A 14,395-nucleotide genomic window follows, 5' to 3' on the forward strand; every position below is an offset into this window, starting at 1 on the left:
GGCTACAGGCCGCCGGTGTGGAGGAGCTTGTTGGGGGTGCCGTTGCTGACGTTGGTCAGGACGTCCTTGGTGGACTGCTCGTCGAGCCACGCGGCGACCTCGGCCGGGGCGGCCGAGGGGTGCGCGGCCTTGTAGAGCGCGGCGACGCCGGTGACGTGGGGGGCGGCCATGGACGTGCCGTTCAGGGAGGCGGATCCGCCGCCCAGACGGGCCGACACGATGTCCTGGCCCGGGGCGTAGAGCTCGACGCACCTGCCGTAGTTGGAGAAGGACGTCTCCTCGTCCCACGCGTTGGAGGCCGCGACGGTGACCGCGCCCTCGGCCGAGGCGGGCGACACGTCGCAGGCGTCCTTCGCGTCGTTGCCGGCCGCGAGGACGGGCAGCACGCCGGCGTTGCGCAGGGCGGTGGTCGCGTTGTTCAGGGCGGCGGACCTGGCACCGCCGAGCGAGCCGTTCAGGACGGCGGGCTGCCGGGCGTTGCGCGCCACCCACTCCAGTCCGGCGATCATGCCCGAGTACGAGCCGCGACCGTCGCAGCCCAGGACGCGGACGCTGACGAGGGCGGCCTTGCGGGCGACGCCGTACGTCTTGCCGGCCACCGTGCCGGCGACGTGCGTGCCGTGCCCGTTGCAGTCCTGGCCCGAGCGTCCGTCGCCCATCGCGTCGAAGCCGAACGAGGCGCGGCCCCGGAGTTCGTCGTGGGCGTAGTCGATGCCGGTGTCGAGGATGTAGGCGGTCACGCCGGCGCCGCTGCCGAGGGTGGTGAAGTCGCCGTCCAGCGGCAGGTTCGCCTGGTCGATCCGGTCCAGGCCCCAGGAGGAGGCCGGGCTCCGGGCGCCGTCCGGGAGGGCCGGCCGCGGCGGGGCGGGGGTCACCGCGTCCTCCTCGACCGACGCCACGCCCGGCGTCCTGCGGACGGCGTCGAGCTGGGCCGCGGTCAGCGGGGCGGCGAAGCCGTTGAGCGCCTTCTTGTAGACGAATGTGGGCGTGAGGCCCAGCTTCTCGGCGACCGCGGCCGCGTCGGCCGTCCTGTCGAGGGTCACGATGTACTCCCCGGGCACCGCGTCGGCGGCGCTGACGAGCGGTGCCGGGACGGGTTCCGGCCCGGCACCGGGATCGGAGGCCGTCGCGGCGGGGGCGGTCAGGGCGGTGAGGGGCAGGACGGAGAGGGTGACGCTCGCCAGGGCGAGTCGGGTACGTGTGTTCACACAGGGGAGCGCATCATGCAGAAACGATCAGCCCCTACGACATCCGCGCCCGATTCAAACGGATGCCTGAAACATCATCACAATGGGTCTCCCGGGCGCCGTTGGGATGCGGGTGGGGCCGGGCAGGATCGGTGGGGACCCCAGGAACGGTGGGGCCGGAGGGAGACCGATCGTGGCCAGTGAGTTCCAGCGCGACAAGCTCGTCAACATGTTCCGCGCCTTCGACGCCGACCGGAACGGCCATCTCGACCGGACGGACTTCGAGGCCCTCGCGGAGCGGTGGCGGAGGCTCCCGAGGGTGCGGACCGGAGCCGGGCTCGCCGCGCGGGTGGACGCGGTCATGCTGGGGTGGTGGGACCGGCTCGCGGCCCACGTGGACACGGACGGGGACGGCAGGATCGACCTGGACGAACTCCTCGCCATGGTGGACCTGCTGCCCACCCTGCGGGAGGAGGTCGCCGCGACCGCGGAGACCGTCTTCGACGCCGTAGACGAGAACGGCGACGGACGGATCTCGCCCGCCGAGCACCAGCGGCTGGTGGACACCTGGCACGGCGAGAGCGTCGACGTCACCGGGGTCTTCGGCCTGCTCGACCAGGACGGGGACGGCCACCTGAGCCGGCCCGAGTTCACCGCGCTGTGGATCCAGTTCTGGACCAGCGACGATCCCGCCGAGCCGGGCAACCAGCTCTGCGGCCCCGTCCCGGCCCGCACCTGACGCCGGACCGACGCGGCGCGGGCGGTGCCGCCGCCCGCGCCGGTCAGGCCCAGATCGCGTCCGCGAGGGTGGTGCCGACGAGGACGGCGCCGAGTCCGGCGACGACGCTCGCGACGACGTTGGCCGCGGCGAGGAACCTCGCCCCGGTCTCGGCCAGGCGCAGGGTCTCGTAGGAGAACGTCGAATACGTGGTCAGGGCGCCGCACAGGCCGGTGCCGAGGAGCAGCCGCAGCGACTCGGACGCGGCGCCGTGGACGGCGGCGCCGGTGAGGAGGCCCAGGACGAAGCTGCCGGACACGTTGACCGTGAAGGTGCCCCAGGGGAAGGCGGAGTCGTGGCGCCCGCGCACCGCCCGGTCGGTCAGGTGGCGCAGGGGCGCGCCGACCGCGGCGCCGAGGACCACCAGCAGCCAGTTCACCGCGCCCCCTCCCGGCGCCCCGCCACGATCCGGCGCGTCAGCCACGCCGCGCTCCACACCGCCGCCAGCGCCACCAGGAGCGTCCCCGCCAGATAGGCCAGGGCCCGGAGGGGCCGGCCGCCGTCGGCCAGCTGCTGGACGTCGGTCGCGTAGGTCGAGAAGGTCGTGAAACCGCCCAGCACGCCGGTGCCGAAGAACGGCCGGACCAGAGGGGGCGCCGCCCACACGTCGGTGACGATCACCATGAAGACGCCGATGACCGCGCAGCCGGCCCCGTTGACCCACAGCGTCGTCCACGGGAAGCCGCCGTCGGGCGTCGGCCAGAGGAGGGAGGCCGCGTAGCGGGCCGTGGCGCCGAGCGCACCGCCCGCCGCGACCGCGCCCACGACCGCGAACCGCTCGCCCCGGGCGGCCCCGGGCGAGCCCGGGGAACCGGCGCCGGGCGGGTGTCCGGCAGGGGCGGCGCCGGGGTCGACCGGCTCGTCGGAGGGGGACCGGGGGACCTTCATCGGCTGTCCTTCTCCTCCTGCTCGCCGCTCGCCCTCCACGCCGGGGGGTGCGCGTGACCGCGGGGAGGGACCGTCGGCGGCACCTGCCGCGGTGGGGGTACGGCGGGCCCCAGCGCCGCGCGACCGGCCCTCGGGACGGCCGCCGGCCCCAGGGTACCCGGGGGCGATCGGACCGTCTCGTCCGAGCCGGCGGGGCCACCGCCCCCACCCCCGCGGGCCTCGGGGCGAAGCGGCACCGCGAACCGGCCGCCGCCCCGCGTCCGGGGGCGGACGCGGGGCGGCGGGGCGTTCCCGGACGCGGGGTCAGGCGGCCCGCCGGGGCTCTTCCGCGGCGGGGGCGGGCATCGGGGGCCGGTCGTCGCCCGCCGGGCGCGGGTCGTCGGTCAGCACCAGGGTCTTCGCCCGGCGGAACTCCTCGTCCGTGATGGCGCCCCGCGCGTGCAGGTCGGAGAGGCGCGCCAGCTCGTCGGCGCTGCTGGGCCGGGCCGTTCCCGAGGCGGTCCTGCGGATGTACGCGTCGAAGTCCTGCTGCTGCGCCCGCGCCTGGGCGATCTCGCGGCGGCCCATGTTCTTGCCGCGCGCGATGATGTAGACGAGGACGCCGAGGAAGGGCAGGAGGATGACGAAGGCCAGCCAGCCCGCCTTCGCCCAGCCGTTCATCTCGTGGTCCCGGAAGATGTCCGTGATGATCCGGAACAGCAGGATGAACCACAGGACCCACAGGAAGAACCAGAGCATGCTCCAGAACACGCTGAGCAGCGGATAGTCGTAGGCCAGGTACATGTCCCTCTCTCCGTTCTGCCGCCTCCCCGGACGCGTGGCCCGGAGCACCGCCCCGCCCGTCAGACGGGTGTGACCGGCCCGTCGGGGCCGTCACGTCCGGGGATCCCCGCCTTGCGCAGGGTGGAGCGCCACGCCAGGGCGAGCGCCGTCTCGGCCAGTCCCAGCAGGACCAGCCAGAGGCCGAGCAGCCGGGTCAGCACCCGGGCCGACTCCGCCGGCAGGGCCAGCACCACGATTCCGGCGGCGATGCCGAGCACCGCGACGCCGATGACCAGTCCGCGGTGCGGCAGGCCCTCGGCGGCGATCGCGCCGTAGAGCGTGACGACGCCCGACACCAGCCAGACGGCGCCCACCGCCAGCGAGAGCACGCCGATCGTCTGGAGCGGATGCCGCAGGCACAGCACCCCGCCCAGGATGAACACCACAGCCACCAGCAGCCCCGGGATGCGCTCGCCGGCCGTCCGGCGGCCGAACACCATCACGAAGCGGAAGCCGCCCACGACCAGCAGGTAGAGGCCGACGACCACACCCAGCACGTGGAGGGTGGCGTCGGGCCAGACGAGAGCCACGATCCCGGGCACCAGGGTCGCGATCGCCGCGCCGAGGAGCCAGAGCCAGGAGCGCCCGAGCCGTGCCAGCTGATCCGCCGGATCGGCGCCGGACGGAGCCGTGTCCGCGGCGGGGCCGGAGCCGTACGGAGAGGTCGTCATCCCTCCTCCTCCCGAACCGGGACGGCGGCGGCGGTGCGGGACCGCCCGCGCCGGCCACCGTGTCCGGTACGCACCTTTCGGTGCGTACCTTCCGGTATATGCCTTCCGACGGTACCGCCCCGGGCACGGGCTGTCGCCCGCAGGACCGGAGCGGGGGGAGCCTCCCGGCACGGCGGCGGGGGAGCGCCCCCGCCGGGGCCGCCCGCCCTTCCCCCGGGGGGTTCCGCACCGCCGGGTGGCTCAGGAGCGCGCGCCCGGGACGGACCGCCCGCCGAAGCTGGACGGACCGGCGCGACCCGCCGCCGACCCGTCCAGGAGGTTCCGCATGCCCCGATCCGCCCCGGCCCCGCTCCCGCACCGCCCGCGCCGGGCCGCCGTCACCGCCCTGCTCCTCGCCGCCGCGCTGACCGGTCCCCTCCTCCCGCAGGCCGCGGCCGGCGAGCGGCCCGCGCCCCGCGCCGGCGGCTCCGGCCCCTCGGACGGGGAGCTCCGCCGGGCCCTCGCCGAGCTGGTCGCCGCCCCCGGCGGACCGCCCGGCGCGATCGCCGTCCTCACCCGGGACGGCGTGGAGCGGGTCTACCGCGCCGGCACCGCCGAGGTCGGCACCGGACGCCCGCCCCGCACCGGCGACCACATGCGGATCGCCAGCGTCGCCAAGGCGTTCAGCGGCGCCGTGGCCCTGAGCCTGGTGGACCGAGGGGCGCTGGGCCTGGACGACACCCTGGGGCAGCGGCTGCCGCACCTCCCGGAGGCCTGGCACGCCGTGACGCTGCGTCAGCTGCTCCAGCACACCAGCGGACTGCCCGACTACAGCCGCACCGAGCGGTTCCAGGCGATCGTCCGCGCCGACCCCCGGCACCGCTTCGTCTCCCGGCGCCTGCTGGAGTTCGCCGCGGGCGAGGGGCTCGCCTTCCCGCCCGGCAGCCGGTACGCCTACTCCAACTCCGACAACATCGCCGTCGCCCTCATGGCCGAGCAGGCCACCGGCCGGCGCTACGAGGACCTGCTGCGGGAGCTGGTGTACCGGCCGCTGCACCTGCGCGACACCAGCCTCCCCTCGGGGTTCCGGCTGCCCCGCCCCTTCCTGCACGGCTACTCCACCGCCCCCGGCGAGGACCCCGAGGACGTCAGCGAGGCCGTCAGCGCCTCCGGCGCCTGGGCCTCGGGCGGCATCGTCTCCACCCCGGCCGACCTGGGAGCCTTCTTCGGCGGCTACGCGGGGCCCGCCCTGCTCTCCCCGGCCACCCGGTACGCGCAGACCCGCTTCGTGCCCGGCGAGTCCCAGCCCGCCGGACCCGGCGTCAACGCCGCCGGGCTCGGCGTCTTCCGCTACACCACCCGCTGCGGCACCGTCCACGGCCACACCGGGAACACCCCCGGGTACACCCAGTTCGCCGCCGCCACCCCCGACGGGCGCCGCACCGTGACCGTCTCCGTCACCAGCCAGGTCACCCTCGACCCCGCGCTCCTGGCCCGCCTGCGCGCGACCGAGGAGCGCTTCGTCTGCGCGCTCCTGAAGGACGGCAGGGGAGGAAAGGACCCGCACGCCCCGCACGCCGGGTACGGCGACGACCGGTCCTGAACCCGGGTCGCCGGCCCCGCCGGAGGTCCGGCCCGGAGGCGGCGCGGCCGCCGACTGCCTTTCCCCGCACCGTGGTTGACTGGGACGGCGGGTGCCGTGCGGCCCCGCCCGACCTCCGACCCGAGGAGCCGAGATCCGGAACACGCCCGCGGTGCTGCCCCCGTCGTCGCGCCCCTGGCTCGGGCCGGTCGCCGTCCTCGCCGCGCTCCTGGGCGCCCTGCTCGGCCTCCGGTACGCCGGTGCCGACGGGCCCGGCGCGCTCGACACCCGGCTCCGGGCGGCCACCGACGCCGCGGGCCCGGCCGGATGGCACCTCGCCCGCGCCACCGACTTCCTCGGCGAGCCGCTGGGCGCGGCGGCGCTGGTCGCGGCCGCCGTCACGGCCTCGCTGCTGCTGCGCCACCCGCGCGCGGCGGTGCTCGTCGTCGCCGGCACCGGTCTCACGGTGGCGGCGACGACGCTCCTCAAGCCGCTGGTGGGCCGGACCATCCACGGCGGATTCCTGTCCTACCCGAGCGGGCACACCGGCTTCCTCACCGCCTTCGCCCTCGCGGTGGCGCTGGGCGCGGCCGGCCGCTTCCGCCTCGGCCGGACGGCCGGCGGGTGCCTCGTCCTCGCCGCGGCGCTGCTCGCCGGCGCCGCCATGGGCTGGGCGCAGGTCGTGACGGGCGCGCACTATCCGACCGACGCCCTCGGCGGCTGGTGCACCGCCCTCGTGGTGGTGCCGGCGGCGGCGTGGCTGATCGACCGCGCGGCCGCCGGGGAGGCCGGCCGCCCCGCCGGGACGGGGCGGCGCGGCCCCGCCTGACACCCGCTCAGGCCAGGCGGCGGAAGACCGGTCTCACCGCCCGCCCGCCCATCCAGGGCGTCGGGTCGCCGGCGTCCAGCGCCTTGCGGTACACCGCGCACGCCTGCGCCACCGCGTCGACGGTCCGCTCGATGTCGGCGTCGTCCAGCGCCGCGCTCACCACGAACGACGGCGCCAGCACCCCGCCCGCGAGGAGCCGCCGCAGGAACAGGGTGCGGTACTCCTGCGACGGCCGGCCGTCCCCGTCGAGCGTGGCGAAGACCAGGTTGCTGGCCCGGCCCCGCACGAGGACGTGGTCGCCGACGCCCATCCCGGAGGCGGCCTCCCGGACACCGGCGGCGAGCCGCTCGCCGAGCGCGTGCAGCCGGGCCGTGACGCCCTCCTCGGTGTAGGCGGTCTGCACGGCCATCGCGGCGGCCAGCGCGTGCGTCTCCGCGCCGTGCGTGGTCGACAGGAGGAAGACCCGCTCGCCGGAGTGGCGCAGCCCGCCGCGCTCCATCAGCTCGCGGCGTCCCGCCAGCGCGGAGACGGCGAAGCCGTTGCCCAGCGCCTTGCCGAAGGTGGAGAGGTCGGGCACCACCCCGTACAGGCCCTGGGCGCCCGCCTCCGACCAGCGGAAGCCGGTGATCATCTCGTCGAAGACCAGGACGCAGCCGTGCCGGTCGGCCAGCGCGCGCAGCCCGGCGAGATAGCCCGGCGGGGGCTCGGCGTGGGTGGCGGGTTCGAGGACCAGACACGCGATCTCGCCCTCGTGCCGCGCGAGCAGGTCCTCCGTGGCGGCCAGGTCGCCGTAGGGGAACGTCACCGTCAGGTCCATCTCCGGGATCCCCGCCGACATCGGCGTGGTCCCGATGAACCAGTCGTCGACGGAGAAGAACGGGTGGTCGGCGCAGAGCGCCACCCGCGCCCGCCCGGTCACGGCCCGGGCGAGCCGCACCGCGGCGGTGGTGGCGTCGGAGCCGTTCTTCGCGAACTTCACCATCTCCGCGGTCGGCACGGTCGCCAGGAAGCGCTCCGCGGCCTCGACCTCCACGACGGACGGCCGGACGAAGTTGCCGCCCCGCTCGATCTCCCGCCGCACCGCCTCGACCACGCGGGGGTGCGCGTGCCCCAGGCTGACCGACCGCAGCCCGGAGCCGTACTCCACGTACCGGTTGCCGTCGACGTCCCAGACGTGGGCCCCGCGCCCGTGCGTGATGACCGGCGCGAGTCCCTCCGGATACTGGTCGTCGCCCTTGGCGTAGGTGTGCGCGCCCCCGGGGACGAGGGCGTGCAGCCGCTCGTTCGCCGCCCGCGACCGGGGGAGGCCGAACTCCCCGTCCGTCCCGCCCATCTCAGCCCTCCCTCGACTGCAGCACCTCGGCGAGGCTCGGCGCCTCCCGGTCCCGCCGGGACACCGAGGCGACCGGCAGCGGCCACTCCACCGCGAGCTCCGGGTCGTCGAACGCGATCGTCACGTCCTCGGCGGGATCGTGCGGGCGGTCGATCCGGTACGACACGTCGGCGGGACCGGTCAGCGCCTGGAAGCCGTGCGCGCACCCCGCCGGGACGTACAGGGTCGTCTGCGTCTCGCCGGAGAGCTCGAAGGTGGCCACCGTCCGGTACGTCGGCGAGCCGGGCCGCAGGTCCACGACGACGTCGAAGATCCTTCCGTACGAGCAGCGCACCAGCTTCGCCTCGCCCGCCCCGGACCGCAGGTGCAGGCCGCGCAGCACGCCCCGCGCCGAGCGGGACAGGCTGTCCTGGACGAAGGCGTCCGGGTCGATGCCCACCGAGCGGACCACCTCGGCGTCGAAGGTCCGGCAGAAGGAGCCGCGCTCGTCGGCGTGCGGCGTCGGCTCGAACAGGAACGCCCCGGCGATCGCCGGGACTTCGGTCGCTCTCATGGTGCCTCTCGCGGAGTGGGAAGGGTGTGCGGGAACAGGAAGGCGGTCAGCGCGGCCAGGTGGGCGTCGAGGCGCCGGGCGGCGGAGCGGTTGCGCTCGGCGAGGGTCCGCCGCAGCCCGGCCGCGTCCTTCTCCAGCTCCCGGAACTGCTCCATGAGCCGGTCGGCGTCCACCTCGCGCGCCGGGTGGCGGTAGGCCCCGAGGCCCATCCCGGCCATCAGCGCGTCGCTCTTCGCGGCGTAGCTGAGCGCGAGCGTCGGCGTCCCGGCCCGCAGCGCGCAGACCAGGTTGTGGTAGCGGGTCGCCACCACGGCGTCGGCGGCGGCCGCCTCCTCCATCAGCTCGGCCAGCGAGGCCGCGCCGGAAGCCGTGACCAGCGGGGAGTCCACCGCGTCGAGGATCGCGTCGACCACCCGTGCGTCGCAGGCGTCGCCGGTGAGCAGCCGGACCCGTCGGCCCTCCGCCGCGAGCGCGCGGACGAAGCGGGTCGTCCCGTCGAGGTAGCGCCGGTGGATCTCCTCCGCCCGGGCCCGGTCGTCGTTCCCGCCGTGGAAGTCCATGACCCCGACGCAGACCGGGCCCGGCGGTCCCGCCGGACGCTCCGCCGGCACCGCCGGCGCCGGCAGGGCGAAGGCGAGGTCGGGGTGGACGGCGTCCCCCGCGGTGTCCACGCCCATCGCGCGCAGGGCGTCCCGGGACAGCTCGTCCCGGTAGGAGCGGTACGCGGCCAGCCGCGCCGACCAGCGGACCAGCGCCCGGGTCGGCCGGTCGGCGATCGGGCCGGCGCCGACGCCGACCAGCGCCACCGGGGTGCGCAGCAGCCGCCCGGAGGCGCACAGCAGGAACAGCGCGTACGGGAAGCCCCACGGCCGCAGCGGCAGGGTGGCCTCCAGCACGCCCATCCCCGGCACGACCACCACGTCGTGCCGGCGCACCCAGGCGGCCGTGCGGACGGCGTCCACGAGCTTGCCGAGCCCCTTGCCCGCGACGGCGCCCGCGCGGGACGCGGTGCGGTACTCCCCCCGGTACCAGTGCAGCCGCGTCGCGGGGACGCCGTACCGGGCGGTGACCGTCTCGGGGCCGCCGCACAGCGCGTCCACGACCGCCTCGGGGCACGCGGCGCGGAGCCGGCCAAGGACGGCTTCGAGGGACCCGTCGTTGCCGAGGTTGCCGGAGCCGAGCAGGCCGAACACGCCGACCCGCACCGGCTTCCCGCCGGTCGGCGTCACGGCCGCCTCCCCGCACGGCCCTCGCGCCCGGCGACCAGGCCGTCGACGGAGACGGAGAGCTTCGCCGGGTCGACCGGCGCGCGGTCCTCGACCCGCTCCCCGGCCCCCGGCCGGGCCCGGCTGGCCGCCCACGCGGCCAGGTGCCGGTAGCAGGCGCGCCGGTCGGCCGAGGAGAGCGGCGCCCGCCGGATCGCCGAGACGTAGCCCCCCACGTACTCGGCGAGCAGCCGGGGCGTCGGGTGCAGCGGGCCCGCCCGGCGCGGGTCCAGGTTGACGCACCGGGACCGCTTGGACGGGTTGGCCCGCTCGGCGCGGGTGGGGTGGTCGCGCCGGAAGTACAGCAGCTCGGGCACCTGGTGGAAGGGCCCGTGCAGACCGATCTCGGAGACGAAGGTGCGGTCCGCGTGGTGGTAGCTGTCGTGCGGCTTCACCCGGCGCAGCACGTCGGCCCGCATCACCCCGTAGAAGTCGTCGCCGCCGGGCTCGAAGAGCATGCTGCGGAACCGCTCCGGGGCGGACGGGGAGGCGGTGGCGAGCCCGTAGGCGTAGGGGACCTTCACCCGCCCCTCCTCGTCGATGACCGCCTGGTCGGCGTGGGCGAGGATCACCTCGGGCCGCTCGTCCAGCGCCTCCACGCACCGGCGCAGCAGGTCCCGGGCGTACAGGTCGTCGTGCGAGGCCCACTTGAAGAGCTCGCCGCGGCACTCGGTGAACACGTAGTTGTGGTTGGGCGCGGCCCCGATGTTCCGGGGCAGCCGGATGTACCGGATGCGCGCGTCCTTCTCGGCGTACCGGAGGCAGATGTCCCGCGTGCCGTCGGTCGAGGCGTTGTCGGAGACGACCAGCTCGAAGTCCTCGTACGTCTGGCCCAGCAGCGCGTCGAGGGACTCGGCGAGGTACTCCTCGCCGTTGTACACGGGCAGGCCGATGCTCAGCCGGGGTCGGGCGGTCATGGGGTCCTCACTTCGTGGTCCGGTTTCCGGTGGTGCTCCCGCAGGGCGGAGCGCAGCTGCAGCCACCACACGGCCGAGCCGCAGACGGTGGCGGCGGCGACGCCCCAGGCCGAGCCGACCGTGCCGGCCGCGACCGCGCCGCCCAGCCCGCCGGCGACGTAGCAGGCGGAGGCGATCAGCTGGCTGCGCAGGCTGCGGCGGGCGGCGCCGAGCGCGCGCAGTCCGGCCGCCGCGCCGGTCCCGAGGCCGGCGCCCGCGACGCCGACCGTGACCGGCACGACGAGCTCGGAGGCGGCGGCCCAGACGCCGCCGAGCACGAACTCCCCGAGCCGGTCGGGGAGGAGGAGCAGCGCCCCGCCCCAGAGCAGCGCGGCGGCGGCCTGCCCGCCGCCGAGCATCAGACAGAAGGCGCCGAGGCGGTGCGGGGCCCGCCGCAGCACCCGGGCCGCCTCGGCGACGGTGACCAGGGACAGCCCCATCAGCACGGCGAGGAACGGCCCGAGCAGCAGCTCGGCGCCCCGCACCACGCCCACCGCGCCGACCCCGACGATCGCGCCGAGTCCGTACGCCCGCAGCTGGCTCGCCCCGCTGTTGGCGACGTTCTCGACCAGGTAGCGGGAGCCGAGGTCGCGGTGGTCGCCGAGCCAGGCGCGCGCCCCGCCCGGCCGGGGACGGAGGCCCGCCTGGAGGCAGCCGTACGCGGCGGCGACCGCGGCGGACGCCCCCCAGGCGAGCACGAAGGCGGCCACGCTGCCCACCCGGGCCGCCACGATCATGGCCGGGACGAGCGCGACGGCCCACACCACGTCGTTGACGAACGCCTTCCGCCCCGCCCCGGCCGCGAAGAACGCGAACCGCCAGGCGTCCTGGAGCAGCAGCCCCGGCAGGACGACCCCGAGGCAGGCGAACGCGGTCCCGACCCGCCCGCCGACCGCGAGGCCGGCGAGCAGGCAGGCCGCGCCGAGCACGACGCCGGTGCCGAGCGCGGTCCCCGACGAACGGGTCACCGCCGTGCGCCAGGACGGCTCCGGCACGCCGCTGAAGCGCACCACGAGCGGGTCGGTCGCCAGGCCGCGGGAGACGTTCAGCACGACGCCGTAGGTCACCCACGCCAGACTGAAGACGCCGAAGGCGGTCAGCCCCAGCGACCGGGCCACGTGGATCCCCACCGCGAAGTTGGAGATGCTGGAGGCCGCCTGGTCGGCCAGGCCCCAGGACAGCCGGCCCGCGACGGCCCGCTTCGCGGTCCGCCGGGCCGGCGCCTCCGCCGTCCCCTCCCCGGTGGTCATCCGCGTCATGCCTTGATCAGCCCGGCGTCGCGCAGCGCGTCCGCCGCGGTGGCGACCGTGTCGAACGGCAGCCCCGACCGCTCGGCGACGTCGAGGAGGTCGTGCCCGCCGTCGGAGAGGCTGAGCACCCACAGCATCGCCATCTGGGCCTCCTGGGTGTCGCTGCGGCCGCCGAGCGCCCCGTACAGTCCCCGGCGTCCCAGCTGCGGTTCGCCGTAGGGGCTGAGGTTGAGGTGCCGCCGGTTGCGGTCCAGGACGCCGAAGGCCTCCCGCAGGACCGCCAGGGTGTCCTCCATCGCCTCCGGCGCGACGAAGGAGGGATCGTCCGCCGAGGTGTGGTACTCCGGGTACCCGGCGTACGGCGTCCGGGTGAGCGAGCCCACGCCGAGGTCGAAGCCGGGGGAGCAGAACTGCCGCTCGTCGTAGCCGTACGGGGTGAACTCCCTGATGGTGTGCGGCCGTCCGGAGGCGGTCAGGACGTGCCGCATCACCCGGTCGATCTCGGCGTCGCCTCGCCTGCTCCGCTTGTACGTCAGAGCGCCCCGGTCGCCCGCGCAGGCCAGCACGACGCCGTGCCGGACCTGCTCCACCCGCTCCGCGTTCCGCGCCAGCCAGGTGATCGCCCCGATGGTGCCGGGCGCGAAGAGGAACCGGTACGTGTGGTACGGGGTGCGCTCCGCCAGCTCCCGGGCCAGGAACGTCGCCACCGCGACGCCGGCCAGGTTGTCGTTGGCCAGCGACGGGTGGCAGACGTGACAGGAGACGATCACCTCGTCGGCGACCTGCCCGGGCACCACGTGCTCCGCGTAGGTGAGGTGCCCGTCGGCGAGGGTCGAGTCGATCCGCACCTCGTAGTCGCCGTCCGGCAGCGCGTCCAGCGTCTCCTGCGCCAGGCAGAACCCCCAGGCCGGCTTGTAGTAGCTGGTGCGGTACGGCACCAGCGACGGCTGGTCCGGCAGGGTGTGCAGGTGCGCGCGGAGCTCGGAGAGCGGCATGGTCGCCGCCACCGGCACGCTGTAGCCGAGCACGTGCAGGCTGGACGCGGCGAAGTCGACGACCCGCCGGCCGGTCGCGTCGGCGACGTACGCGTCCCGGATGTTCCACTCCTGCGGCACCGTCCAGTCGAGCACCCGCGTCCCCGTCGGCACCTCGTGGACCTGGAGCGGCAGGTACTCGCCGATGACGTCCAGGGTGGCGCGCACCCCGTCGCCGGTGATGCTCCGGCAGAGCGGGTAGAGCCGCTCCACCAGGGCGTGCATCTCCTCGCCGGGCGTCGTCATCGGCGCCACCGCAGGGTGTCGTCGACGGTGCCGGCCTCGGACGCGGAGCGCAGGACGGCGAGACGGGTGAAGCGCCGCTCGAAGTCCTCCCGGGTCAGCCCGTGCTCCCGGTAGGCGTCGGCGAGTTCGAGCGCGCCCCGCTTCACCGTCCACGCGCAGTCGAAGCCGGGAACCGCCTCCCGGAAGCGGGAGAAGTTCACCCGGTACGAGCGCGGGTCGGCGCCGTTCTCCCCGGTGATGACCACCTTCGCGCCGTCCACCGCCTCGGCGACCTGCCCGGCGATCTCGGCGACCGTCACGTTGTTGGTCTCGCTGCCGATGTTGAACGCCCGGTCGTGCACCGCCTCCCGGGGCGCGGCCAGCGCGGCCGTGAAGGCCCGCGCGATGTCGTCGGCGTGCACCAGCGGACGCCACGGGGTGCCGTCCGAGAGGACCAGGACCTCTCCGGAGAGCAGGGCGTGGCCCACCAGGTTGTTCAGCACGATGTCGGCGCGCAGCCGGGGGGAGTGGCCGAAGGCCGTGGCGTTGCGCATGTACACCGGGGTGAAGTCGTCGTCGGCCAGCGCGTGCAGGTCGTCCTCGACCCGCACCTTCGACTCCGCGTAGGGCGTCACCGGGCGCAGCGGCGCGTCCTCGGCCACCAGGTCGTCGCCGCCGGAGGCGCCGTAGACCGAGCACGTCGAGGCGTAGAGGAAGCGGCCCACCCCGGCGTCGCGGGCCAGCCGGGCGAGCCGCACGGACGCGTGGTGGTTGATGTCGTAGGTGAGTTCCGGCGCCAGCGACCCCAGCGGGTCGTTGGAGAGCGCCGCCAGGTGGATCACCGCGTCCACCCCGGCGACGTGCTCGGCCGTGACGTCCCGCAGGTCCACCCGGTGCCCCGCCGGGTCCTGCGGCCGCGGGCCCAGCACGCAGTCGGCGAACAGGCCGGCGTCGAGGCCGACGACCTCGTGCCCGGCGGCGGCGAGGACCGGGGCCATCACGGTGCCCAGGTAGCCCTGGTGTCCGGTCAGCAATACGCGCAA

At 75.8% G+C, this 14,395-nt stretch carries 15 protein-coding genes; 3 read left to right on the forward strand and 12 right to left on the reverse strand.

The window, feature by feature from the left end; translation table 11 throughout:
- Window positions 1–2: 2 nt before the first annotated feature.
- On the reverse strand, window positions 3–1,208 hold the full coding sequence (locus IE287_RS17735; RefSeq protein WP_189850015.1) for a S8 family peptidase: 1,206 nt from the start codon (window positions 1,206–1,208) through the stop codon (window positions 3–5).
- Window positions 1,209–1,380: 172 nt separating this feature from the next.
- Here IE287_RS17735 and IE287_RS17740 point away from each other — a divergent pair, with 172 nt between their 5' ends.
- Entirely contained in the window at window positions 1,381–1,926 is a 546-nt protein-coding gene (locus IE287_RS17740; RefSeq protein ID WP_189850016.1) for an EF-hand domain-containing protein, read from the forward strand.
- Between the two features lie 43 nt (window positions 1,927–1,969).
- On the opposite strand, the gene crcB (IE287_RS17745) is transcribed toward IE287_RS17740, so the two are convergent.
- From crcB (IE287_RS17745) to IE287_RS17760, 4 genes are all read right to left on the reverse strand, one after another.
- Window positions 1,970–2,344 carry a fluoride efflux transporter CrcB gene (gene crcB / locus IE287_RS17745; RefSeq protein ID WP_189850017.1) on the reverse strand — a complete coding sequence of 125 codons (375 nt, stop codon included), beginning with the start codon at window positions 2,342–2,344 and terminating at the stop codon, window positions 1,970–1,972.
- Window positions 2,341–2,853, reverse strand: a complete 513-nt coding sequence (gene crcB / locus IE287_RS17750) for a fluoride efflux transporter CrcB (RefSeq protein WP_189850018.1) — start codon at window positions 2,851–2,853, stop codon at window positions 2,341–2,343. The genes crcB (IE287_RS17745) and crcB (IE287_RS17750) overlap by 4 nt, the downstream gene beginning before the upstream one ends.
- Before the next feature lie 303 nt (window positions 2,854–3,156).
- Window positions 3,157–3,636 carry an SHOCT domain-containing protein gene (locus tag IE287_RS17755; protein WP_189850019.1) on the reverse strand — a complete coding sequence of 160 codons (480 nt, stop codon included), beginning with the start codon at window positions 3,634–3,636 and terminating at the stop codon, window positions 3,157–3,159.
- Between the two features lie 59 nt (window positions 3,637–3,695).
- Entirely contained in the window at window positions 3,696–4,346 is a 651-nt protein-coding gene (locus IE287_RS17760) for an HdeD family acid-resistance protein (protein WP_189850020.1), read from the reverse strand.
- 325 nt (window positions 4,347–4,671) lie between these two features.
- Between IE287_RS17760 and IE287_RS17765 the strand changes: the two genes are divergently transcribed.
- Window positions 4,672–5,928 (forward strand): serine hydrolase domain-containing protein, encoded by a 1,257-nt coding sequence (locus tag IE287_RS17765; protein WP_189850021.1) that lies wholly within the window; start codon window positions 4,672–4,674, stop codon window positions 5,926–5,928.
- Window positions 5,929–6,079: 151 nt separating this feature from the next.
- Window positions 6,080–6,736: a phosphatase PAP2 family protein gene (locus IE287_RS17770; RefSeq protein ID WP_229883549.1), complete on the forward strand. Its 657-nt coding sequence runs from the start codon at window positions 6,080–6,082 to the stop codon at window positions 6,734–6,736.
- Between the two features lie 7 nt (window positions 6,737–6,743).
- Here the strand turns inward: IE287_RS17770 and IE287_RS17775 are convergent, their stop codons facing one another.
- The 7 genes from IE287_RS17775 to IE287_RS17805 are packed head-to-tail and all read right to left on the reverse strand — an operon-like array spanning window position 6,744 to window position 14,395.
- The gene (locus tag IE287_RS17775; RefSeq protein WP_189850022.1) at window positions 6,744–8,069 is read right to left on the reverse strand and encodes a glutamate-1-semialdehyde 2,1-aminomutase; all 1,326 of its coding nucleotides are present in this window, start codon (window positions 8,067–8,069) and stop codon (window positions 6,744–6,746) included.
- Window position 8,070: 1 nt separating this feature from the next.
- On the reverse strand, window positions 8,071–8,622 hold the full coding sequence (locus IE287_RS17780) for a dTDP-4-dehydrorhamnose 3,5-epimerase family protein (RefSeq protein ID WP_189850023.1): 552 nt from the start codon (window positions 8,620–8,622) through the stop codon (window positions 8,071–8,073).
- Window positions 8,619–9,851, reverse strand: coding sequence for a polysaccharide pyruvyl transferase family protein (locus tag IE287_RS17785; protein ID WP_189850024.1), 1,233 nt, complete (start codon window positions 9,849–9,851; stop codon window positions 8,619–8,621). Before IE287_RS17785 ends, IE287_RS17780 begins: the two co-directional genes overlap by 4 nt.
- Window positions 9,848–10,804 carry a glycosyltransferase family 2 protein gene (locus tag IE287_RS17790; protein ID WP_189850025.1) on the reverse strand — a complete coding sequence of 319 codons (957 nt, stop codon included), beginning with the start codon at window positions 10,802–10,804 and terminating at the stop codon, window positions 9,848–9,850. The genes IE287_RS17785 and IE287_RS17790 overlap by 4 nt, the downstream gene beginning before the upstream one ends.
- On the reverse strand, window positions 10,801–12,102 hold the full coding sequence (locus IE287_RS17795) for an MATE family efflux transporter (RefSeq protein ID WP_189850026.1): 1,302 nt from the start codon (window positions 12,100–12,102) through the stop codon (window positions 10,801–10,803). The genes IE287_RS17790 and IE287_RS17795 overlap by 4 nt, the downstream gene beginning before the upstream one ends.
- Window positions 12,099–13,382: a DUF4910 domain-containing protein gene (locus IE287_RS17800; protein WP_189850027.1), complete on the reverse strand. Its 1,284-nt coding sequence runs from the start codon at window positions 13,380–13,382 to the stop codon at window positions 12,099–12,101. Before IE287_RS17800 ends, IE287_RS17795 begins: the two co-directional genes overlap by 4 nt.
- Window positions 13,370–14,395 (reverse strand): NAD-dependent epimerase/dehydratase family protein, encoded by a 1,026-nt coding sequence (locus IE287_RS17805; RefSeq protein WP_189850028.1) that lies wholly within the window; start codon window positions 14,393–14,395, stop codon window positions 13,370–13,372. The genes IE287_RS17800 and IE287_RS17805 overlap by 13 nt, the downstream gene beginning before the upstream one ends.

The sequence above is a fragment of the Streptomyces omiyaensis genome, from assembly GCF_014650895.1.
Lineage (GTDB): Bacteria > Actinomycetota > Actinomycetes > Streptomycetales > Streptomycetaceae > Streptomyces > Streptomyces omiyaensis.

Bases quoted from the DNA above. Each gene is read 5' to 3' on its own strand.
- IE287_RS17760 (WP_189850020.1), bottom strand. From the start codon at position 4,346: ATGACGACCTCTCCGTACGGCTCCGGCCCCGCCGCGGACACGGCTCCG.
- IE287_RS17765 (WP_189850021.1), top strand. From the start codon at position 4,672: ATGCCCCGATCCGCCCCGGCCCCGCTCCCGCACCGCCCGCGCCGGGCC.
- crcB (WP_189850018.1), bottom strand. From the start codon at position 2,853: ATGAAGGTCCCCCGGTCCCCCTCCGACGAGCCGGTCGACCCCGGCGCC.
- IE287_RS17775 (WP_189850022.1), bottom strand. From the start codon at position 8,069: ATGGGCGGGACGGACGGGGAGTTCGGCCTCCCCCGGTCGCGGGCGGCG.
- IE287_RS17755 (WP_189850019.1), bottom strand. From the start codon at position 3,636: ATGTACCTGGCCTACGACTATCCGCTGCTCAGCGTGTTCTGGAGCATG.
- IE287_RS17795 (WP_189850026.1), bottom strand. From the start codon at position 12,102: ATGACGCGGATGACCACCGGGGAGGGGACGGCGGAGGCGCCGGCCCGG.
- IE287_RS17790 (WP_189850025.1), bottom strand. From the start codon at position 10,804: ATGACCGCCCGACCCCGGCTGAGCATCGGCCTGCCCGTGTACAACGGC.
- IE287_RS17780 (WP_189850023.1), bottom strand. From the start codon at position 8,622: ATGAGAGCGACCGAAGTCCCGGCGATCGCCGGGGCGTTCCTGTTCGAG.